General features: G+C 46.9%; 12 protein-coding genes and 1 tRNA gene. 9 read left to right on the top strand and 4 right to left on the bottom strand.

Translation table 11 applies throughout. The annotated features are described in order from the left end of the window. The first annotated feature begins 1,524 nt into the window (after positions 1 to 1,524). From HMPREF0670_RS13920 to HMPREF0670_RS13910, 3 genes are read left to right on the top strand one after another with little or no spacing between them, the layout of a single operon-like run. On the top strand, positions 1,525 to 3,234 hold the full coding sequence (locus HMPREF0670_RS13920) for a hypothetical protein (protein ID WP_009231786.1): 1,710 nt from the start codon (positions 1,525 to 1,527) through the stop codon (positions 3,232 to 3,234). Positions 3,235 to 3,238: 4 nt separating this feature from the next. Then, complete coding sequence (locus tag HMPREF0670_RS13915) at positions 3,239 to 4,117, top strand: hypothetical protein (protein ID WP_009231785.1); 879 nt, start codon at positions 3,239 to 3,241, stop codon at positions 4,115 to 4,117. Next, positions 4,114 to 5,214 carry an AAA family ATPase gene (locus tag HMPREF0670_RS13910; protein ID WP_044078367.1) on the top strand — a complete coding sequence of 367 codons (1,101 nt, stop codon included), beginning with the start codon at positions 4,114 to 4,116 and terminating at the stop codon, positions 5,212 to 5,214. The genes HMPREF0670_RS13915 and HMPREF0670_RS13910 overlap by 4 nt, the downstream gene beginning before the upstream one ends. Positions 5,215 to 5,530: 316 nt before the next feature. On the opposite strand, the gene HMPREF0670_RS13905 is transcribed toward HMPREF0670_RS13910, so the two are convergent. From HMPREF0670_RS13905 to HMPREF0670_RS13895, 3 genes are all read right to left on the bottom strand, one after another. After that, positions 5,531 to 7,444: a SusD/RagB family nutrient-binding outer membrane lipoprotein gene (locus HMPREF0670_RS13905; protein ID WP_157579659.1), complete on the bottom strand. Its 1,914-nt coding sequence runs from the start codon at positions 7,442 to 7,444 to the stop codon at positions 5,531 to 5,533. Between the two features lie 13 nt (positions 7,445 to 7,457). Beyond that, positions 7,458 to 10,844, bottom strand: coding sequence for a SusC/RagA family TonB-linked outer membrane protein (locus tag HMPREF0670_RS13900; RefSeq protein ID WP_009231782.1), 3,387 nt, complete (start codon positions 10,842 to 10,844; stop codon positions 7,458 to 7,460). 809 nt (positions 10,845 to 11,653) lie between these two features. Next, complete coding sequence (locus HMPREF0670_RS13895) at positions 11,654 to 12,763, bottom strand: zinc-dependent metalloproteinase lipoprotein (RefSeq protein WP_009231780.1); 1,110 nt, start codon at positions 12,761 to 12,763, stop codon at positions 11,654 to 11,656. A gap of 194 nt (positions 12,764 to 12,957) precedes the next feature. Between HMPREF0670_RS13895 and HMPREF0670_RS13890 the strand changes: the two genes are divergently transcribed. Further along, positions 12,958 to 13,030: transfer RNA gene (locus tag HMPREF0670_RS13890), tRNA-Pro, on the top strand. Positions 13,031 to 13,280: 250 nt separating this feature from the next. Here the strand turns inward: HMPREF0670_RS13890 and HMPREF0670_RS13885 are convergent. Next, a complete protein-coding gene (locus HMPREF0670_RS13885) occupies positions 13,281 to 13,844 on the bottom strand; it encodes a DUF2335 domain-containing protein (RefSeq protein ID WP_009231779.1) in 564 nt (187 codons plus the stop codon). Positions 13,845 to 15,142: 1,298 nt separating this feature from the next. Here HMPREF0670_RS13885 and HMPREF0670_RS16510 point away from each other — a divergent pair. The 5 genes from HMPREF0670_RS16510 to lpxA all read left to right on the top strand — a co-directional run bounded on the left by HMPREF0670_RS16510 (position 15,143) and on the right by lpxA (position 22,551). Continuing rightward, positions 15,143 to 15,340 (top strand): hypothetical protein, encoded by a 198-nt coding sequence (locus HMPREF0670_RS16510; protein WP_139145451.1) that lies wholly within the window; start codon positions 15,143 to 15,145, stop codon positions 15,338 to 15,340. A 150-nt stretch (positions 15,341 to 15,490) separates the two neighbouring features. After that, the gene (locus tag HMPREF0670_RS13875; protein ID WP_009231778.1) at positions 15,491 to 16,687 is read left to right on the top strand and encodes an efflux RND transporter periplasmic adaptor subunit; all 1,197 of its coding nucleotides are present in this window, start codon (positions 15,491 to 15,493) and stop codon (positions 16,685 to 16,687) included. A 342-nt stretch (positions 16,688 to 17,029) separates the two neighbouring features. Next, positions 17,030 to 20,299 carry an efflux RND transporter permease subunit gene (locus HMPREF0670_RS13870; RefSeq protein WP_044078365.1) on the top strand — a complete coding sequence of 1,090 codons (3,270 nt, stop codon included), beginning with the start codon at positions 17,030 to 17,032 and terminating at the stop codon, positions 20,297 to 20,299. Next, positions 20,296 to 21,681: a TolC family protein gene (locus HMPREF0670_RS13865; protein ID WP_009231776.1), complete on the top strand. Its 1,386-nt coding sequence runs from the start codon at positions 20,296 to 20,298 to the stop codon at positions 21,679 to 21,681. The genes HMPREF0670_RS13870 and HMPREF0670_RS13865 overlap by 4 nt, the downstream gene beginning before the upstream one ends. Before the next feature lie 87 nt (positions 21,682 to 21,768). Next, on the top strand, positions 21,769 to 22,551 hold the full coding sequence (lpxA, locus tag HMPREF0670_RS13860) for an acyl-ACP--UDP-N-acetylglucosamine O-acyltransferase (protein WP_009231775.1): 783 nt from the start codon (positions 21,769 to 21,771) through the stop codon (positions 22,549 to 22,551). The last annotated feature ends 277 nt before the right edge of the window (positions 22,552 to 22,828 follow it).

Genomic DNA, 22,828 nt, shown 5'->3' with positions numbered 1-22,828 from the left:
TTCGAGCCATGTTTTTCATGGCTCGAAAGGGCAAAACAACGGTTAAAAAGTAGGGTTTTGGGGGCTAAAAGTGGAAAATTGGAGTTGGAAAAACACGAGTTGGCAACCAAACTAGAAAGGCAAAATGGTGCAAAATGCAGGTTCTTTGCTTAAAAATAGACAAACAGGAAGGCGTGAAAGGTTAGAAATGGTACTTATTTCCCTACTTTTCAACCTAGATTTTCGCTAGAACGGAACGAGAACTTGAGGCCAATTGTAAAAAAAATAATAAGGATTTAAGTTGGCGAGGTAGTGAGTTTTTGAGTTGATGAGTTGGCGAGTTAGTGTTTTTTTGAGTTGGCGAGGTGATGAGTTTCCGAGTCGATAGGTTGATAAGTTGATAAGTTGGAAAGTTTTTGAGTTAATGAGCTTGTAAGTTGGAAAGGTGGTGAGGTGATGGGTTTGTAAGTTGATGAGTTGGCGAGTTAGTGTTTTTTGAGTTGGCGAGGTGATGATTTTTCGAGTCGATAGGTTGATAAGTTGATAAGTTGGAAAGGCTTTGAGTTAATGAGTTGATGAGTTTGCAAGTTGGAAAGGTGGTGAGGTGATGGGTTTGTAAGTTGTTGAGGTGGCGATTCAGTGTATTTTTGAGTTGGCGAGGTGATGATTTTTCGAGTCGATAGGTTGGTAAGTTGATAAGTTGGAAAGTTTTTGAGTTAATGAGTTGATGAGTTTGCAAGTTGGATAGGTGGTGAGGTTATGAGTTGATAAGTTTGCAAGTTGGTGAGTTGATGAGGCCGTGGATCGATTTTTTCGGGATTTGTTAGGCTTTCGTGAGTTTATAAGCCAGCGAGTTTGCTGTCCTGCACTTCGCGCATGAAGAGGAGTGTTTATTTTGTGCTGGCATCACAAAGACAACCAGCTCCTCTCAATGAAACATTAAAAGTCAAGACAGCTCAAACAAAATTTCCATCCTATCCATCATTTGTTTAAAACTTTTTTAGTATTTTTGCAATGCCGTCCTTTGCGACATCGCCCATCCGCTTGCGGATGACGACCGCCAAGACGGCACATACATAATGGAAAGACGTTTACCCACGTCTTGTCTTTGGCGTATATGAATCTCGCAAATTCGAACTTGCAGTCAGAGACGAGGCAACAAGTAGATGTCCTCAATGATGCAATTATCATGCCCTCTACACCAGAGAATGCCGTTGGCCTGTTGCCACGCGCATGGCCTTTGTTGTGTGGAGCGGTCATATATAGCGCATCGGCGTGGGGCTCTGCAGTTGCTCGTTCTACTGTAAGGGCAATGCGAGAGCCTATATGCGCGGGACGGGTGACGGTAGTCTCCGCGCTTTTTGTTATCGTATGTAGCTACCGCACGCAACAAACACTAAAAACTCGCCCCACAACATTAAAAATAATTTCATAAAACTCGCCACGACAACACATGATGTAAGTCAAGCCCTTATTATATCTATGGCCACGCCATAATCGAGAAAGTAATGTCAACAGAAACATTAACATCAAAGATATAAATTTATGAATGATAATTATAACGAACTGCAACAATGGTCTAATGACGATGAAGCATCTCTTTATGAGGATGAAACTCTACTTGAACGTGAACTCGCATCGCATATGTCAGAATTGTCTGGGTTAGAGGAAGACTTTGAAAAGATAGGTAGTCCTGATACACTTGGCGAAACTGTTATGAATGTGGTTTGGGATCAATTCATCAACCAGATTGGTAATATTGCAGGAGAGGACTTTATTAAGGAGAATCGCGGATTAACACTCGACTTACGAAGCTCTGCTCATATTCAAACCACAGAGAATTTTGCTAACGGTAAAATAGCAAGCCATAATAGCAGTATTGACTTCCAAGAAAGATATGATAGTTGGCAATCGAAACTGCAACATGATGAGAATGGTAATGTTGTAACCCACACTACAAGATCAGGTAGAGAGGAAGCCAATCTAGTTAAAGGGGCAAGAGCACCATTTGACAAGGGCCGACCAACGGGTTCTGTCGAGAAGGGAACAGACATGGACCACACTATTCCTGCTGGTGAGATAATTTGCGATGCGGCAGCTAATGCACACATGTCAGAACAGGAACAGATAGATTTTGCGAACAGCGAATCAAATCTTCATGAGATGAAATCTAGTCATAATCGTTCGAAAGGACGTATGTCAACAAAAGAATGGCTTGATTACCGTAACTCAAAGGGGCAAAAACCATCAGAACAATTTGCAGACCCCATGGCTGACGATTACTTGAGTCCAGAGTTGGAAGCTCAGTATCGAAAAGATGACGAAGAGGCTCGTGAAGAATATGGGAAACGTAAAAGCACAGCAGAACAACATTCCATCGAAGCAGGTAAACAATCTCAAAAAGCAGAAGCTTTCCGCATAGGAGGTAAGGCTCTTCGGTCGGTTTTGATGGGATTGTTGGCAGCTCTGATTAAAGACATAATAAAAGAACTTATTTCTTGGTTTCGTTCAGGCAAGCGTGAGATTAGTACATTCACCGAGTCTGTTAAGAAAGCAATCAAGAACTTTATCTCTAATATGAAACAGCATCTAACAACAGCTCGTGATACTGTTTTATCAACAATAATTACTGCAATTTGTGGTCCAATTGTCGGCATGCTTAAAAAGGCCTGGACGTTTTTAAAGCAAGGTTATAGATCTGTCAAAGAAGCTATACAGTACTTTAAAAACCCTGCAAACAAAGATAAATCGTTTGGGACTAAAATGCTTGAAGTAGGAAAAATTGTTATTGCAGGGCTTACCGCAGTAGGCGCAATAGCTCTTGGCGAAGTTATAGAGAAAGCCTTAACTAGCATACCGATCTTTGCAGTTCAAATCCCATTGTTGGGAAGCCTAGCTAGCCTACTGGGAATTTTCTTTGGGGCATTGGGTAGTGGTCTTGTTGGTGCATTGGCACTTAATCTCATTGATAGGCTAATTGCCAAGAGGCAAAAGGAGCAAAACAAATTGCAGCAATTGGAAAAGAAGAACGAGATACTTAATACACAAACCTCACTCCTAAATGTTTCGGAAAAGAACCTTAAAACGACTGAACACCAAACTTTTTCAAATATTAAAGACAGGCATAAGGAGGGTGCAAAAGGAATGCGAGATATGGTAGAGCACATATTGTCTAATTCGGACTCCCAGGCAGAGGAACATTTACGCAACAATGAAGATATTGACGAAATATTCAATACACTTAAAAGCATTTAAACGAATGGAAAACAAATCAATAGAAGGACATAACTTCAAAAAACAGTTAAGTGAGATAGGCAAATTGGCTCAGACGACACCTAGGGCAATTACCCTACCAACTTTCGAAACAAAAGGAAACCTAATTGGTTGGAATGCACACAATGTGACGGGCAAGGAAGCCAATGAATTAGTGTCGAATATACAAAGTGCATTTATTGAGGCTAACGAGCGGTTTCGCACTCTATATAGAGAGTTTCATAAAGTATATAACGCATTTAACCAACTTGACAAAGAATACATTCGAGGCATTCTAGGGGCGATAGAGTCTGCCAACAAAGCCAGTGAACAGGCTATGCTGGCTCAGAAGGACATCAACAAAACCATCGAGGGTTTGAAAGCAACAGTACAGGTGCTCAAGAATTTTAAGGAATCTACCACTTCGCAGCTGGATATTATAGGTCGTACCATCCATTCGCTTGTTGATGTTGGTACTTTAGAAAGTTTAAAGTCTTCTTTGTCGGAACTTCAAAATCAATTAAACGAGATTGGTAAACAGCTAGACAAGACGAAAGACCAAACACAAAAGGATTTGTTGATATTGCAAAACTACCATTCAGAACTGCAATCTTACAAGCACCTTGCCGACATAGATAGTCTTTGGGAGGATGTGGAAAGACAGAAAGCAAGTATACTTGCGAATAAGCAAGAACAGATAACACTGACAAAAGAATTTTATAGAAACAGAGAGGAACAACAATCTTCTTTTAATGACATCAACAAGAGAATTGAACAAGACGAGCGTATCGTTAGTAGCAAAATAAAAACAGCTTACGCCATTGCGGCAGGAGCTGCTTCTCTATCAATTATCCAACTCGTCTTACGCTTAGTCGGATTATTATGAGTATAGAAAATAAGTATGAGGAAAACCTTTTAGAAACAGCCACCAGCCTAGACGCTGTAACACATAGCAAAGGTAGAATTTATCAATGTGCCACGAGAGTAATAAAGCTGTCTGAGCGAAAAGACATCGTTGAACTTGTTGTATATATAACTGAGTTTGGAAAAAGTGAAGATAGCAGAATAAGACGGATTGCAATTGCACTAAAAGATAGTCTGTTTATGCTACATGGCATTAGGAGTATTGAAAAGATTTGTAAGAGTAATGTGAAACCCAGCGATGGGGAAACTGAAAAAACATTAGATGAGCTGCTTAACGACCTAGACCACCTTGTTGGACTAGACAATGTAAAATCAAAGGTAAGTGATTTAATTTGTTTTCAAAAGGTTCAAAAGTTAAGGAATGGGCTAGGTTTAAGCTCTCCAAAAAGTACGCTCCACCTTGCCTTTACCGGCAACCCTGGCACAGGGAAAACAACTGTTGCTCGTATTGTAGGTAGGTTATATAAGCAAATAGGAATATTGTCCAAAGGACACTTTGTAGAGGTGTCTAGAACCGATTTGATCGCAGGCTTTCAAGGTCAGACTGCGCATAAAGTAAAACATGTTATCGAACGAGCTAGGGGAGGAGTGCTATTTATTGACGAGGCATATAGCATTACAGAAAACGAGCATACAGACTCGTACGGACGTGAATGCCTTACAGAACTAACCAAAGCACTTGAAGACTATCGAGACGACTTAGTTGTCATTGTGGCAGGCTATACAGAACCTATGATTAAATTCTTCGAATCTAATCCCGGGCTAAAATCACGTTTCAACACGTTCATTGAGTTTGAGGACTACACTCCTAACGAGCTTATGGAGATCTTTAAGTTAATGTGCAATAAAGAAGATTACACCATTACGGAGTTAGCATTGACGAAATTGTTTGAGAGAATAAACGCAACTGTTGATGCAAAAGATAGCCACTTCGCTAATGGCCGTTTCATTCGCAACATTTTTGAAGACATGATAATGAATCATGCAAGAAGGCTTGCCAAGATGGAGAACCCAGATAAAACTGAATTGCAAGAATTAAAAGAGCAGGATTTATCATAGTTGGCACATCGTTTTTTGTGGTGTGTGGCACTAGGGGCAGTCCCTCTCGCCCTCTCCCCTCCACCCTCTCGGCCTACATTGCGAGTTTGCAGCCAATTAAGATGGTGAAGGTAAATGACTAAGTTGAGGCTTATTCCCAATTCGGTGGTTTGATTTAGCGACACAGTATATAATAAAGGAGAACCACTAGCAGCAGTGGCTCTCCTTTAAATAATGCTATCGTGCGTTTACTTGTGAGTTTATCAACTTGCCAACTCATCAACTTGTTAACTTGTCAACTCATCAACTTATAAACTCACACGCTCACACGCTCATCTTAATAATTCGGTCCTTCGCCAAAGTTAGGTGCACCCTTATCGTACCACACCCTTTCGGCATTAAGCACATCGGGGTTTTGTCCGTCGGTAAAGCTGAACCCTTGTTCGTGCATGGCAGCCTCGATGATTGCCCTCATCTTGTCGGAGGGTTCGGGCTGAGCGATATAGAAACGGCGTGGAATGTCTTTGCTGGGTTTCAAGGCCACCCAAGGAATGAGCGTACTACCCACCTTTGGCACACCCGAACGGCGGGCGGTAACAAACTGTTCGAGTGGCTGATAGTAGAAATGGAGGTAGAGCTGGATGTACACCTTCTCCAAGTCGGCATCGCGATTGCCCGTAAGCTGATAGTCGGCATTGGCCATCATGGTCTTGATGGCATCGGCTTCGTAGGTAACGGGCTTGTCTAGCGGGTCGTTGCAATGCGCCTTATCGTAATAAGGGATTTTGTTGAGCGTGGCCATGCGGCTGTAAGCCTGTGCCGAAGCCTCAACGCCAGTCTTGAAATAATCGGCTGCTGTGCGTGGCAAGTTAGCTCCCAGCAGTTTAAACTCAGCCAAGTAGAGGTTCATTTCTGCGGCAGAGATTGTCATTTCGTATAGCGGATTGTCTTCTACATCTTGTACCACCTTACCTTTGGGAGCCGTGGGGAATGTATAATCTACTCGTCCGCGCACAAGCTCCTCGTTGAAGTAAGACAGTGGCGAATAAGTCTTCGACTTATCACCATCGGTTACTTTCCATCGTGTAGCCACAAAGTAGTTGTTCTCGCCCGTATAGTCCGCGTTGTCAGAAAGTTTAATGCCGATGGGCAGGCCATGATAGCGTACCCACGGTTCGCCGTCGCCTTTCCAGCTAACAAAATGTTTGTGCCCCTTCGCATCAGTGGTATAGTTCACTTGGTCGAGGATGTACTTAGGGATGGCACAGTCTTTGTCGCCCCTAGCTTGCGCATCAAAGAAGGCCTGAATCACCTCCGAGTTGAAGTCGTTCTTGGTAAACATCACGAGCATACGCGGGTCTTTGTTGCGGCGCATAAAGTCGATAACGTTTTTACTGCCTACGCCTAAGTTCACACTATTGTCCGTTCCATAGGTGTTGTTGCCTCCATCGCCACCTGTACCCTTGTTATACACATAGTCGTCGGTGATACTTTGCATCACATTAGCGTCGGCAGCGCCCACCTCTTCGGCAATTTTTATGGCTCGCGCCTTGTCTTGATGCAACAAGCGAACGGCGATTTTCAGTTTTATTCCGTTGATGAACTTCACCCACTTCTCCGCATTGCCGTTGTAAGCAAGGTCGTTATTGCCAATGCTTATTTGGGGGGATGTGGTTTTAAGTTTCTCTAAGTCGGCATCCAATTCTTTTAGCCATTGGTCGAAAAGCTGCGGCTGACTGTCGTATTTTGGGGTGAGCGTACCATCAAGCCTTGCTCTTGCGGCCTCAGAGTAGGGAATAGAGCCAAAGAGGTCGGTGTCGAAGAGCGCCATATACACAGATAGGGCGTTGGCCATAGCCGACAGGTGCGTGTATTGCGCGGCTTTATCGGCAGGCATGCTGGATAGAACACTGTTTATTTCGTTTTCGTAAAGCTTAACCTTGATGCTCTGCGAACCCACGCCGCCTAATTCGGCCATATTGTTAAAGAGGTCGTTGAAGCTAGCCGCGGGCGTATATGCCTGCACAAACTTTGAGGTGTAGGCACCATCGTAGAACCACAGCAGGTAGTCGAACGGCTGATACTCCACCTGTGCTTGTGTGAAGAGGAAGATGGGATCGCCCTTTGTAACCTTCGAAGGGTCGGTGTTGATGTCGGCATAATCGCTTTCGCTGCATCCCACTGTTAGGGCCAAGCATGCCGTGCATAGACCCATTGCTAGGGATTTGAAGTTGAAAATATTCTGTTTCATGATGAGAATGCGTTTAGAATGTGGCGTTTAGTGTGAAGAGATAACTAGCCGTGTAGGGCATGAACGAACGCATACGGAACTGTGCGGCTCCTGTTCCACGAACCGATTCGGGGTTTTCGTGGTTGGGTGCAGTGTTAAGCAAGTAGGCAATGTTGCGCCCCGTTAGGCTTAACGCCAAGCTCTTGGCTCCGATATAGCTGCATAGTCTGCGCGGAACGTTATAAGATAAGGTTACTTCGCGCAAAGCAATGTAGTTTAGTTTCTTAAACCAGTCGTCGTTGATGACGCCCTGGCCCCAGCTGTTCTTAAAGTAACCGTGCCCTTGCATGTGTGCAGGTTCCACATAGCCTTTTTCGTAAGCCTCTTGGTAAGTCTTGCCACTAACGTCATGCTGCGTGCCATCGGGTGCTGTTACGATTGTTCCTTGGTCGAAAATGGCATCGGGAATAAATCCATCGGTAAATGTCTTGCCCTTAGCATTGTCGTATCTGCTAGTCCAAGTCATGCCCTTACGATATTTTTCAGACTCGCCTGAGAATCCGTATGCTGTGGAGTAGCGCGAGTTGTACGATGCTACATAACCGCCAAAGCGGGCATCGAAGAGCACATACAGGCTGAGGTCTTTCCAGCGCAGGGTGGTGTTGACCGTGCCAAGGAAGTCGGGCAACATCGAGCCCACTTCTTTAACAGTTCCGCCACGCTTGTAATAAACCGTACGATAGTTGTTGGTATAACCGATGATGGGTTTTCCCGTTTTCTCGTCGGTCTTTATCCACGAGTCCGACATAAGCATACCATAGTCTGATCCCACTTTGGCAACGGATGCGATGCGGTAGTTACCGTAGGTTGCCGAGCCATCCAAATTGATGTACGAGGCAACATCGGGACTTAGCTCAACGATCTTATTTCGGTTGCGCGTGTAGGTTAGGTTAAGGTCCCATTGCCAATCGCCGCGCTTATAGGGAGTGGTGTTAAGGGCAACCTCTATACCCGAGTTTTGTATGTTACCCGCATTGATGAGCTTTTGTTTTACACCCGAAGGGCCTGGTACATCAATGGTCATGATTTGGTTGCGCGTGTTCTCCTTATAATAAGTAAAGTCTAAACCAATTCTGCTGTCAAGGAAACGCCAGTCGAGACCCACTTCCCACGCGTTCTTACGTTCGGGTTTCAAGTCGGTGCTCTTCATTTTGTCGGGTATCTTCATGCCGTACACCTTCTTGTCACCACGTTGATAGGTGGCAATTTCGTAGCCCGAGTTGATGTAATAGGGCGATGTGTCGTTGCCCACTTGTGCCCACGAACCGCGCACCTTGGCAAAGCTAACCCACTTGGGCAGGGTGTCTTTAAAGCTTTCGGTGATAATCCACGAACCAGACACAGAAGGATAGAAGTACGAGAAGTTACCTCGGCCGTAGCTATATACAAGCGCCGACGACCAGTCGTTACGTCCCGTTACATCGAGAAACAGTTGGTTTTTCCAGCTTGTGCCCACCATAAAGATGGTAGAAACGATACGTTTGGTGTTGAACTTGTGGGTATCAATGTCGGGCTGGAGCTTAGAGTTCTTGATGAAATATTGGTTAGGCACAATCAATCCGCCGTTGGTACTTTCCGAATGCAGCTGTGCGTATTGGTTGAAATACTCCTCGCGTAGAAAGCCGTGCACTTCCCAATCGTCGTTAATCTGATAGTTGGCGTTAGCTGCCAGATAGAAATTCTCTTGCGTGGTTTGGGTGTGCGACAAGGCGTAGCTACCTCCTTCGTTGGCATAACCACTGCCTGGTGCTTTATATTCGCCACTAACGGCATAGTAGTTGAGCGAGCCGCCAGCCGACAGTTGCAGCCAAGGCAAGGCTTGCACGTTGAGATTGAGTACAGGACGGAACACCGTTTCGGTCTGCCGATAGTCGTTCTCGTAGATGTTCCACCATAGGTCCCTGCCTGGTACAGCGCGATATTGGTCGCCATATTTCCCGTCAGCCAATCCGCCGTGTTCGCCTTTGTACAGGTGGCGATAGCGGTTAACGTCGTATTCGCGGGGGAAAGTACCCTTTGCAAAGTACTCACCGATGTTCAAAGGTGCGTTTCGTGGCTGCGACTGGGTGAAGTTGATACTGAAATCTACGGTCATGATGTCGCCCACCTTCTGCGAGGCCTTGCCTAGGAAAGAGAAACGATTGAAGGTGTTACGTGGCGTTGTGCCCTTATTGTATTTGTAAGATGCCGAGGCGTAGAATTGCGTTCTGTCGTTTCCACCTTGCAGCGATACGTTGGTGTTGGTGTTAATGCCTGTGTCGTAGGCATCTTTATAATTGTTCTTAAAGATGCGCGCAGGCCCCATTGTGCCGTCGTATTGCTCAAACTGCTTGCCTTCGGCCCACGATATTTCAGGTCCCCATGCAACATTGCCATATTGTTCGATAAACGAATAGTCGCCTTTTGAGTTTCTTGCAAACGACGACATGTTGTCGCCCCATGTGTTACCAGTCTTCGTATAGTACTCATCGTAGTCCACTCCGCCAGGGAACGAGCCCAAAAGGTATTTGTTCTGCAAGTCGGGCGAGCGATAAACCGTTTCCAAACCCACGGTTTGCGAGAAACGTACGCTTACCCCTTTGCCTGCCTTACCACTCTTGGTGGTGATAACCACGGCTCCATTCAAACCGCGCGAACCATACAAGGCCGTTGCAGCAGCACCTTTTAGTACACTCACGCTCTCGAAGTCGTCGGGGTTGAGGTTCTTCAGTTGGTTACCATAGTCGCTTGTATTGGTGTTCCAATCGGCATCGCCCGAGTCGCTTGTGGCATTGTCTAGTATCACGCCATCTACCACAAAGATGGGTTGGTTGTTGGCGTTCAACGTGGATGCACCCCTTATTTGTATCTTGGTAGAACCGAACATGCCACCGTCCGACTGGCTAATCTCCACGCCAGCCACCTTTCCTTGAAGTGCTGTTACGGGCGAAACGGTGTTTGCGCGTTCCAGCTCGTCGCTTTTCAGTTCGGTTACTGCATATCCAAGGGCTTTGGTTTGCCGCTTGATACCCAAAGCCGTAACCACCACCTCGTTCAGTGCGGTGGCATCGTCTTCAAAGTCCACGTCCACCTGTTGACGTCCGTTCACGGCAACACTCTTGGCTTTGAAACCAAGATACGAGAATACGAGCGTGGCTTGCGGCGAACATTCGATGGAATAATGTCCGTCGATGTTGGTAACGGTGCCCGCGCGCGTGCCTTGCACCGACACCGAAGCACCGATAACAGGTTCGCCCATTGGGTCTTTCACGGTTCCTGTCACCGTGATGTTTTGCGCATAAAGTGTGCTGGATAGCATACATATCAATGCAACCAAGCACATTCGCCAAAAGGCCTGCGGCTTTTTCTGCTTTTCGTTCATTACAGTCATGTTTAAAGATAAATAAAATATAGTTAAGTCAATTTAGGCCTTTAAGTTCATCTGTTTTCGCTGCTTGGTGGTTTAAACGCAGTGCTGCCAGTTTCTTTCGTTCTCATTGTAGTTTAAATTTTAGGTTTCTTCGTATGCCTTTTATTGCCTAAACATATGGAGTTTGCGCCATCCAAGCGAATGTTTAGCACCTTAATGACCCCACAAAGAACACCTAGTTTGCAGCAAACAAAATATGCGCCACACAAAGCGTACCTAGGTAAGCAGTTGTTATTCGACAACAAAATTAAGCAAAAAGAAAACAACTTACAACAAAAATGGTAATAAAGTGTTGTCTGTTTGCTGTTTAGCGGCGATATATAGTTAAAGGGAATTGGTTTTATAAACTTGTTTGCATGGCCCGCTTTGCCATCAACGTATCAACACAAAAGCATTTGTAGTGCTGTGAATAATCTTTCGTACAGATGCTACAAGCATTTCGTAGTGCCAGTACAAGGTGCTTTGTACTGATACAGCATAAGGAATGCCACAGCCCAGTAGCGGTTTTTGAGGAGTTAAGTTTTAGGAGTTAAAGGAGTTATGGAGTTAAGCCAAATGTATAGGTGGCGTCAGGCTAATAGGACAAGTCAGACAAGTCGGACAAGTCAGACTAGTCTGACTTATCCGAAAGCTAGAATGAACTAGAAATCTAGAAACCGCTTAGGCAACGTTAAAAGGCGCAGCCATCTTTTCACCCTTTCACCTTTAAAAGGCGCAGCCATCTTTTCACCCTTTCACCCTTTCACCTTTTCACCTTTAAATCACTCTATCACCCTAAACTTAACATCCACAACGCCCTTAGGTTTGCCGTGCGCATCAACACTTCTGCTTCTTGAACCCGGCCTTGGTATCAGCAGACTATAATTAAGTACGTGGCGCATGCGTTCGGTTTGGTCTTGCGTAAAGGTGTGACCCAAGCTTATAGCATAATCCATAATGTTGTTAGAGTCGAACGTTTTGCCATCGCTACCTGTACGTTTCAATAACTCTTTAAGGTCTGCGGCTTGGGCATAGTGCGTTCGAATGTATTCCGCCAAGAACTTATCGTACGCCACCTTGTTATATGTGGGCGTGTCTTTGCAGTAATCTGTATCCTTAAATCCGTCTATATACTCCCCATCCTCTTCGCCAAACACGTGGAATAGTCCTAAATAATGTCCCAGTTCGTGGGCGAGTGTAACGTTGAAGTCGGCAGAGTTGATACGAAGAAAGTGCAAGTTGGGCCAATCTTTATAGCGGTTCGACTCATCATTAACAAACTTGCTGTTCACCGAAACGCAGAAAGGGGTTGGCAAATTATCCAGAGTTAGGTGCCTAGCTTGCACCGCAAGCAGCCCTTCCAGCTCGTGTTCGCCCTTCGCAGAAATCGCCATGTGACTGATGCCGAGCGTTGTTCCGTTCGTGTTAGTTTGCTTAAAATGGTATACGTACACGTTAACAAATCTGTTTGGGTCCCACATATACTGCTTATACTTGCCCGATTTGTCGTTCATCAGCACGTAAGGGTCGATGGGATATTCGCTTTTTTCCAGCTTGATATACTCCACACCAGATTCAGCGAGCCTTTTACCCGCCTTGTCAACAGGTGTTGGCAAGAAACGTATGTTAGCATTCCCCGCTCCACTATAAACCCCTTGGTACAATCGGTTAACATTATCTAGCACTTGCCGCAGTCTTTCGGCAGGAACCTTTTGCGTGGCATCGTTCTCATCGGCATAGAAAACGTGGAACACAACAGGCAGCACGCCCAGTTTTATAGGCTCCTCGGGTTCTGGTTTAGGGATTGTTGTTCGGTCGTCCTTCTTGTCGCAAGCATTTAGCAGCACGAGGGCGGCAGCCACCATAAAAAGTGAAAACAAACGTTGTTTCATTGCTTCGTTTATATTGGATTAGACATGACGGCAACCTGCACCAGCTGTCCAAATGGCCAGACAAGAGGCACTGCGCCACCGCAAAAATACGATAAAAAAGCGATAATTTCACGTTTAACGTCGAAAAAACGGCATAAAAATTTTGCCATTAACAATTTATTGCCTACCTTTGCACACGCTTAAAAGGCAATGTTCGGGATTTAGCGCAGTTGGTAGCGCACACGTCTGGGGGGCGCGAGGTCGCTGGTTCGAGTCCAGTAATCCCGACATAACAAGAAGGAGTTGCAGCCGCAAGGTTCGCAACTCCTTTTTGTTTTTGCCCCTATCTCATGCCCATAGCGCCGGCTTTGGACGGCTCAGCGGAAGATTCGTGGAGACAAAATAGGAGCCGCCATATGCCGAACGGCACGTACGGTGGTGTGAGTGGTCGGCAAATACTAACGTAGGAGGTAAACACCTACTATTAGCATTTACCTCCTACTTGATTATCAAGCCGTATTTGTTATAGCTCGAAACGTTATTCTTCGGTATCTTCCTCTTTCAAGGAAATCCCTTTGCCACCGCTGCGTGGAGTTTTCTTCAATACGAAGATTGTGCCTACCGCTGCTATGATGGCCACCAACGCCGCTGCCAAAATGTCGTGTCCGTTCATGCCGAGATACACGCTGCTTGCGATGCACGCCAATACAATAATGGCGCCAAGGTTTTGTCCCTTCTTGCTTTCGGAGAGTCCCGACGATACGATTTTCTCTTCCATGCTGATACGGTGTTGTATTTGTTTCTCTGCCATGGCAAGGATACGTTCTGGTGCATCGGACAACACGTCCTTGTATGCTCCGAAGTCTTCGGGAGCGGGTAGCGGTCCGCTGTATGCCTTATGCTCCTCCATTGCCCAAAATGCCCTTATGGTGACGTCTCGCCTTTCGAGTTCCACCGACTGCAACACCTCATACAAGTCTACGGGTTCTTCATGCTCTTTGGGTTGCGGTATGTTTTTTTGGTTTTTGCTGTTGTTGGCGTTGTCGCTTATCTTCCATATCTGTGCATTGCTTTCCTCATGTCGTTTCCTACAACTCGCCAATCGGCGCGCATGTCTTGCACGTCCGAGCCGAACAGATACCCAGAGAACCGCATGCTCCCACAGACATTTGTTAGCGTTTCTATACCGCTGCGTCTACCGGGCCTTTCCCTCACGATATGTTTGGATAGCCCCTGCAATGGCCTGTTAGCTTTGATGTTCATGATTTTCTTTACTTACGTTGTCATAGTTATCTGTGGCAAAGATAATGAATTGGCGAGTATGTTCCAAACTATTTAATTATTAGTTTGCATTATAAATAGTATATTGTGCTTTTCATTAAGTCCAAAGTATTTGTGGTATCCCTTGTTTTTTTTTACCTGAGGGGTTCATTTACCGTATCCTACATTCCTGCAATCTTACAGGTGTTTTTCCTTGGTGCGTTCGTGTGTTTTCGTTATGTTTGAGGCATATTAAATTTATAAAAGCATAAGAAAAACGTTATTACGCTTACTTGCGGCCTTCCCGCATAGTTCGCGGTCTGCCATAAGGACAGCCCCAGGAGCACCTGAAACTCCTGAAAAATCAAGTTTACGATGGTCTGAGTTCCATACCCATGCGCGCAGTCCTGTGCACACGTGTATATTCCGTTTAATCCAAATTAGGTGATTAAAGGTCATCGTTCAACCTTTTTCTGTGGTCGAATTTTAGTTAAATGCGTTATTTAAACTTTACAAAACACTATCGCTTCGCCAGCCCCTTCTAGCGAAAAAATGAGCGTTAAAGCTAGCAATTAGGGGCAAATTGCAGTCTTGCGGATTTGTTTTTTGGCTCATTTTTGACAACATCACGTGCATTTTGCACCATTTTGCCTTTCTATTTGGTTGCCAGTTCGCAGTTTTTTCAGTCCCAATTATCTGCTTTTTGCCCCTAAAATCCCACGTATTAACGGCTATTTTGCCCTTTTCAGCCATATTTTTAACGACTCGAAAAGGTTTTATTTATACCATTGCAGTGTATCTTTATGCTTTTTGTCTCGCATTTAGCAGCATTTTGCCTTGCGTTTAGCATCAAAACGCACTCTATTTAGCACCAAAACGCACTCTATTTAGCACCAAAATGCACTCCATTTAGCATCAAAATGCACTCCATTTAGCATCAAAACGCACTCTATTTAGCACCAAAATGCACTGCATTTAGCAGCAAATAGCCCAATAACTGGTGCAAATGGCGGCGTTTTTAAATAAAAATTCATTTTGCCGCATTCGCTTACTAACCCTTTTTTGCGCAAAAACTAACCTTCGCGAGAATCGATTATTTGCGGTCAAGGGGACGGTTGGTGGACAAAACAGGCACTCATAATGTTAAAAATTATACTGAAAAGTGGACAAAGAATGGAGGATTACTCGTCAGCTTGTCAACCAAAAACCATCATACGCAGTGCGCTTACCGCCATACCCACTTGCCATCGCCAATTATCAGCAAGGCGAGTTGGGTTCGATGATGCTGCATTGGCATATTGCGCCGACTGCTTAACCCTTAGGTTTGCGCTGTGCTAATTATAGTTAAATGGTGTGGGCTGCACTGAAATGGGTTGATATTTCTTTGTAACTTTGCAGTGCAAAAACTCAATATGCGCGTCGGGTTTTTGCAATTAGGATAGCAATTTGGCTGAAAATAGAAACAGAATAGTATTTAGATAATAGAGTATGAGACAAAAGAAATGGTTAATGTTGGTGGCCTGTGTTGCACTCTTGGCTGCATGTGGCGGCAAGGGCAACATGAAAATGGACAACAACGAATATCCCGTAATGACGGTAGGCACGCAAGGTTCGGAGACGGAAACAACTTATCCGGCCTCTATTAAGGGTGTGCAAGACGTGGAGATAAGGCCCAAAGTGTCGGGTTTTATCACCAAACTTTGCGTGCAAGAAGGGCAGGTGGTTAAGGCAGGGCAGCTGCTTTTCGTCATCGACAACACCACGTATCAGGCAACTGTGCGCCAAGCGCAGGCCGCACTTAATTCGGCTAAGGTGCAGCTTAACACCACCAAGCTTACTTTCGACAACAGCAAGAAACTTTTCGAGCGCAACGTTATCGGTTCGTACGAACTGCAAACGGCGCAGAACGCCTACGAAAGCGCGCGTGCTGCCGTGGCGCAAGCACAGGCCTCGCTGTCTTCGGCAAAAGATATGTTGGGCTTTTGCTTTGTGAAAAGTCCGGCTAACGGCATCGTGGGTAGCTTGCCTTACAAGGTGGGAGCGTTGGTTAGCGCGCAAAGCGTAGAGCCATTGACAACCGTTTCGAATGCGGCTACCATCGAAGTGTATTTCTCGGTGAACGAGAAAGACGTGTTGAACATGTCGAAACAAGCGGGCGGAACGCACGCCGCCATTAGCGATTACCCCGAAGTAAAGCTGAAATTGGCCGACGGAACGATGTACAAACACACGGGTAAGGTGGTAAAGATGAGCGGTGTTATCAGTCAAACCACGGGTGCCGTGTCGCTTATAGCACGTTTTCCCAACCCCGAACACCTGCTTAAAAGTGGTGCATCGGGCACTATTATCGTGCCGCGCGTTAGCACCAACAGCCTGGTTATCCCCCAAAGCGCAACTACCGAGATACAAGATAAGGTGTTTGTGTACAAGTTGGGCGCCGAAAACCGCGTGAAGTACACCGAAATTACGGTCGACCCACAAAACGACGGCAACAATTATGTGGTTACTAGCGGCTTGAAAGCCGGCGACAAGATTGTTACCCGCGGACTAACTACGCTTACAGACACCATGAAGATTGTGCCGCTTACCGAGGAAGAGTATCTTAAAAAGGTGTCGGATGCTGCTAAGCTTGGCAAAAACCAGACTAGCGCAAAGGGATTTATCGACATGATGAAGAAGAAGTAGAACAATAGTTGTTTAAGTTTTTCTAGTTTATAAGTTTATTAGTTTATCAGTTTCTTAGGCTTTGAGTTTTGGCACGGTGAGCCTTGCTTTACGATGCGTTGTTTTGTGCTTAATATGGATAGTACGCAGGTGTGTTGCCTGTTGCGGCATAAGCAAATACCCGTTTCGGACCTCGCAAACCAAGCTAAATGCGCATCGCCGTTGCTGTTTGCCGTTGGCATTAGCCCGACAAGCATCATACGGATAAAAGCGGTTCTAGGGGGGGGGCATTGTTCGCCCTCGGCATAAAGCATCGAAAAAACGAAATAAACTCACGAAACTTAAATGCTCAATAAGTAAGATATGACATTTACAAGATTCATACAACGCCCAGTACTCTCCACGGTTATCTCCGTGTTTCTTGTATTGCTGGGTTTAATTGGCATCGTGTCGCTGCCCATTGCGCAGTATCCCGACATCGCACCGCCCACCATTTCGGTGATGGCGCACTACCAGGGAGCCGATGCGCAAACGGTTCTCAACTCCGTGGTGGTGCCTCTTGAAGAGAGCATCAACGGCGTGGAGAACATGACCTACATGGAGAGTACCGCCACAAACGACGGTACGGCCATGATAACCATCTACTTTAAGCAGGGCGTTAACGCCGACATGGCTGCCGTGAACGTGCAAAACCGCGTGTCGCAGGCACAAGCACTGTTGCCCGCAGAGGTTACGCAGGTGGGTGTTACCACCTCGAAACGGCAGACGAGTAACGTTGTGATGTACACCATCACGTCTTCCGACGGACGTTACGACGAGAAGTTCATCACCAACTTCAACGAAATCAACATCCAACCGGCCATTAAGCGTGTGCAGGGTGTGGGTAACGTGCAGTCGTTTAGTTCGGGTACCTATTCTATGCGCATCTGGTTGCAGCCCGACAAGATGAAACAATACGGGCTGATGCCTAGCGACATAACGGCTGCCCTTGCCGAACAGAACATTCAGGCCGCGCCAGGTTCGTTTGGCGAGCAAAGCAACGTGGCCTTCGAATACGTGATGCGCTATAAGGGAAGGCTCAAAACGCCCGAAGAATACGGCAACATCATCATCAGCAACAATACGCAAGGCCAGACGCTTTACTTGAAAGACGTGGCCAAGGTTGAGCTGGGCGCACTGGGTTATTCTGTAACGATGAAGAACAACGGCTACCCCTCGGTGATGGGTATGGTGCAACAGATTGCCGGTTCTAACGCCACACAGATTGCCCAAGACGTGAAGAAGGTGTTGGAAGAGCAATCCAAAACCTTCCCCCCAGGTCTTGAATATAAGATAAACTACGACGTTACCGAATTCCTTTTCGCCGCAATAGAAGAGGTGGTAATGACCCTGATCATCACCTTTGTGCTGGTGTTCTTCGTGGTTTACGTCTTCTTGCAAGACTTCCGCTCAACGCTCATCCCGCTTATCGCCGTGCCCGTGTCGCTCATTGGTACGTTCCTCTTCTTGTGGATGTTCGGTTTCTCCATCAACTTGCTAACGCTCTCGGCCCTGTTGCTGGCCATTGCCATCGTGGTAGACGATGCCATTGTGGTGGTTGAGGCCGTGCACGCCAAGCTGGATATGGGCTATAAGAGTTCGAAGGTGGCCGCCATCGACGCCATGAACGAGATTTCGGGCGCCATTATCTCCATTACGCTGGTTATGGCCTGCGTGTTTATCCCCGTTTCGTTTATCAGCGGCACGTCGGGAACGTTCTATCGCGAGTTCGGTGTAACGATGGCCGTGTCTATCATCATCTCGGCCATCAACGCCCTTACCCTTTCGCCTGCGCTTTGCGCCATCTTCTTGAAGCCCCATGCCGAGGGCGAACATGGGCGGAAGACGAGTTTTGTAGACCGTTTCCATGCTGGTTTCAACGTGGCTTTCAACAAGGTGTTGGGCAAATACCGCAAGGGTGTAGAGAACATCATCAGGCATCGCATCGTTACTGGTGTGGCCGTGTTGGTGGGTATTGTGGTTTTGGTGTTCACAATGAGCACAACCAAGACGGGTCTTGTGCCTAACGAAGACACAGGAACGCTCTTTGTAACCATCTCGCTGCCGCCGGCCACAAGCCAAGAGCGTACGCAAGAGGTGGTTAACCAAGTGGATGAGATGCTGGCCAACAACCCCATGATACAGAGTCGCGAACAAATTGCGGGCTATAACTTCATCGCAGGCCAAGGTTCCGACCAAGCTACGTTCGTGCTTAAGCTTAAACCGTTTGAAGAACGTACGGGCGGGTTCTTCTATAAGCTTTCGGGCTTGTGGCAGGGCGACGGCATTATGCGTTTCTTTATAGACGTGCGCAGCTCTAACATGATTCTTGGCACCATCTATAAGCAGATTTCGAGCATCAAAGGCGCACAAATTATAGCCTTCGGTGCGCCGATGATTCCTGGTTACGGACTTGCCAACAGCGTTACTTTCACCGTGCAAGACAAGACGGGCGGCAGCTTGGACCACTTTTTTAAGGTGACACAAGACTATCTGAAAGCACTGAACGAACGGCCCGAGGTGATGAACGCCATGACTACCTACAACCCCAACTACCCGCAGTATATGGTAGACGTGGACGTAGCCAAGTGTAAGCAAAGCGGCATTAGCCCGCGCGTGGTGCTTTCAACGCTGCAAGGCTACTATGGCGGTATGTACGCATCCAACTTCAACAGCTTTGGTAAGCTGTATCGCGTAATGATTCAGGGCGATGTTGCCAGTAGGATGAAACCCAGCGACATCACCAACATCTACGTGCGCACAGCACAAGGCATGGTTCCCGTAAGCGAGTATTGCACACTTACACGTGTGTATGGCCCATCTAACGTGCGGCGTTTCAACCTCTTCACCAGCATCAACGTCAACGTAACACCTGCCGACGGATATTCTTCGGGCGAGGTTATCAAAGCCATTGAAGAGGTGGCTGCACAGAACCTGCCAACGGGTTATGGCTACGACTTCTCAGGTCTGACGCGTTCGGAACACGAGCAAAGCAACACCACGGCGCTTATATTCGCCCTCTGTTTGGTGTTCGTTTACCTCATCCTCTCCGCCCAATACGAAAGTTATCTGCTGCCTTTGTCGGTAATTCTTTCGTTGCCCTTCGGTTTAGCGGGTGCGTTTATCTTTACGCAACTCTTCGGACATCAGAACGACATCTACATGCAGATTGCGCTTATCATGCTGATAGGCCTTTTGGCAAAGAACGCTATCCTTATCGTTGAGTTCGCTTTGGAACGCCGGCGCACGGGTATGGCCATTAAGTACAGTGCCATTTTGGGTGCGGCATCGCGTTTGCGACCCATCTTGATGACCGGTTTAGCTATGGTTATCGGTCTTTTGCCTATGATGTTTGCCAGCGGTGTAGGCAAAAACGGAAACCAAACGCTTGGTGCGGCTGCCGTTGGCGGTATGCTCATCGGTATGATGTTGCAGATATTTGTTGTGCCCGCGCTCTTCGTTATCTTCCAATACTTGCAAGAGAAGTTCACACCCTTGGAGTTTGGCGACGAAGAAAACCGCGAGGTAAAGAACGAGTTGAAACAGTATGCACGCCAAATGGCGATAGAAAAAGACGTGAAAGCAAAACAATGAAGATAAAGAATTTCATCCTCCTGGCACTTGCAGCCCTAGCCCTAACGGGCTGCAAGAGCCTCTATGGCAAGTACGAACGCCCTGCGGTTAAGGCCGCAGGCGTGGTTCGCTCGCCCCTTTCAGATACCGACACGCTGGCCGTTAGCGATACGGCTAGCTTTGGAAACCTGCCCTGGCGTAGCGTGTTTACCGACCCGCAGTTGCAGTCGCACATCGCCACGGCACTTGAAAACAACTACGACTTGCTGAATGCGGCCCTCAATGTAAAGATGGCCGAGGCGCAATTAAAGTCGGCACAGCTGTCTTTCTTGCCCTCGTTTGCCTTCACTCCGCAGGGAACTATCAGCTCGTGGGACGGCCATGCGGCCGTGAAAACCTACTCGTTGCCCGTGTCGGCCAGTTGGACCATCGACCTCTTCGGCACACTTCTCTCGGCCAAGCGCAGTTCGCAAATGGCCTTGATAGGCATGAAAGACTATCAACTTGCCGCTCGTACAAGGCTTATTTCCAACGTAGCCAACCTCTATTACACGCTGTTGATGCTCGATAAGGAGCTGGAACTGATAGACGAAATGGAGGTATTGGCCAAGGATACATGGGAAACCATGAAACTGCAAAAGGAATATGGCAACGTTCGTTCTACGGGTGTGCAGAGTGCCGAGAGCAATTACTACTCGGTTCAGGCACAAAAGGTGGGGCTGAAACGTCAGCTGCGCGAGGCCGAAAACGCCCTCTCGCTGCTCCTCGGACAGTCGGCGCGCACCATTGCCCGCGGCAAATTCGATGGTCAGAGTCTGCCAACCAACTTCTCAACGGGCATCTCTTTGCAGATGCTTAACAACCGTCCCGACGTTCATGCTGCCGAAATGAGCTTGGCACAGTGTTTCTACAATGTGCAAACAGCCCGCAGCCGTTTCTATCCAACGCTCACATTGAGTGCGCAAGGCGGCTATACCAACAGCGGCGGCATGGGTATAACCAACCCGGCCAAGCTGTTGCTCTCGGCTGTGGGTAGCTTAACGCAGCCCATTTTCCAGCGCGGACAGCTTATCGCGGGCCTTAAAGTGGCCAAGATACAATACGAACGTGCCTACAACACTTGGCAACAGATGGTGTTAAGTGCAGGCAACGAGGTGAGCAACGCCTTGGTGTTGTACAACGCATCGGCCGAAAAGAGCGACATAGAGGCCAAGCAAATCGTTACGCTCCGTCAGAATGTGGAAGATACTAAGATGCTACTCACCGAGAGCAGAGGTAGCTATCTCGAAGTGATTACCGCCCAACAAACCTTGCTGAAAGTGGAACTCTCGAAGGTTCAAGACGACTTTTATAAGATGCAAGCGGTTGTAAACCTCTACATGGCGTTGGGAGGTGGAAAGTAGGAGTGTGAGGTAGCGGGATGCAAGTTAATTTATTGACTTGTCCACTCATCAACTTGTCCACTCGTTAACTAATTAAAACTCATACAGATGTCAAGCGATATAAGTTCAAGAGCAGAGGTGTCGCCACGCGCCAAGATAGGCGACAACTGCAAAATTTACCCCTTCGTCTACATAGAAGACGATGTGGAGATAGGCGACAACTGCGTTATCCACCCCTTCGTAAGCATACTTAACGGCACACGCATGGGCAGTGGAAACAGTGTTTATCAATGTTCGGTGTTGGGAGCGTTGCCCCAAGACTTCAATTTCGTGGGCGAAAGGTCGTTCCTCATCATCGGCAACGACAACACCATCCGCGAAAACGTGGTTATCAACCGCGCTACGCACGAGGGTTGCAAAACCGTTATCGGCAATCACAACTTCTTGATGGAGGGTGCGCACATCTCGCACGATACGCAGGTGGGCAACGATTGCGTGTTCGGCTACGGCACTAAGATTGCCGGCGACTGCGAAATTGGCAACGGCGTGATATTCTCTACGGGCGTTATCGAGAACGCCAAGACGCGTGTTGGCGACCGCGCCATGATACAAGCAGGCACAACTTTCTCGAAAGACGTGCCCCCTTACATCATCCTTGGCGGCAAACCGCTGGCTTATGGCGGGGTAAACACCGTGATGCTGAAAGCCGATGGCGTAGACCCGAAGAACATTAAGCACATCGCTAACGCCTACCGACTGGTGTTCCACGGGCAAACAAGCGTGTTCGACTCGGTGCTCCAGGTGAAAGAGCAAGTGCCCGACGGCCCTGAAATACGCAACCTCGTGCAGTTTATCGAGGCGACAGAGGGGGGTATTGTTACCAAGATGTAGGGTTTCTTAGATTCGTTCACATCTTTTTATATTGCAACTTAGCTATTTGCAAGTTGCGAAACACATGCTTAAAGGCCATGGCCATACTCATAAGAGGATGTGGGCATGGCCTTTCTTTTTATGTTAAGAAACATAAGCGCATTTGTAAAACGAACCGATATTTTTCTTAAATTTGCAGACATAAGTAGCTTGTTAGTCAACCTCAAGCTTATACAGCGGTATAATCATCAATTGTTTTATTGCAAGAGAGTTATCCCAACAATTAAGCAACATCTAT

The organism is Prevotella sp. oral taxon 317 str. F0108, assembly GCF_000162415.1.
Taxonomy (GTDB): domain Bacteria; phylum Bacteroidota; class Bacteroidia; order Bacteroidales; family Bacteroidaceae; genus Prevotella; species Prevotella conceptionensis.
This window is presented reverse-complemented; position numbering and strand designations above follow the sequence as displayed.

Bases quoted from the DNA above. Each gene is read 5' to 3' on its own strand.
- HMPREF0670_RS13895 (WP_009231780.1), bottom strand. From the start codon at position 12,763: ATGAAACAACGTTTGTTTTCACTTTTTATGGTGGCTGCCGCCCTCGTG.
- HMPREF0670_RS13870 (WP_044078365.1), top strand. From the start codon at position 17,030: ATGACATTTACAAGATTCATACAACGCCCAGTACTCTCCACGGTTATC.
- HMPREF0670_RS13905 (WP_157579659.1), bottom strand. From the start codon at position 7,444: ATGAAACAGAATATTTTCAACTTCAAATCCCTAGCAATGGGTCTATGC.
- HMPREF0670_RS13865 (WP_009231776.1), top strand. From the start codon at position 20,296: ATGAAGATAAAGAATTTCATCCTCCTGGCACTTGCAGCCCTAGCCCTA.
- HMPREF0670_RS13920 (WP_009231786.1), top strand. From the start codon at position 1,525: ATGAATGATAATTATAACGAACTGCAACAATGGTCTAATGACGATGAA.
- HMPREF0670_RS13915 (WP_009231785.1), top strand. From the start codon at position 3,239: ATGGAAAACAAATCAATAGAAGGACATAACTTCAAAAAACAGTTAAGT.
- HMPREF0670_RS13910 (WP_044078367.1), top strand. From the start codon at position 4,114: ATGAGTATAGAAAATAAGTATGAGGAAAACCTTTTAGAAACAGCCACC.
- lpxA (WP_009231775.1), top strand. From the start codon at position 21,769: ATGTCAAGCGATATAAGTTCAAGAGCAGAGGTGTCGCCACGCGCCAAG.
- HMPREF0670_RS16510 (WP_139145451.1), top strand. From the start codon at position 15,143: ATGTTAAAAATTATACTGAAAAGTGGACAAAGAATGGAGGATTACTCG.
- HMPREF0670_RS13900 (WP_009231782.1), bottom strand. From the start codon at position 10,844: ATGAACGAAAAGCAGAAAAAGCCGCAGGCCTTTTGGCGAATGTGCTTG.
- HMPREF0670_RS13875 (WP_009231778.1), top strand. From the start codon at position 15,491: ATGAGACAAAAGAAATGGTTAATGTTGGTGGCCTGTGTTGCACTCTTG.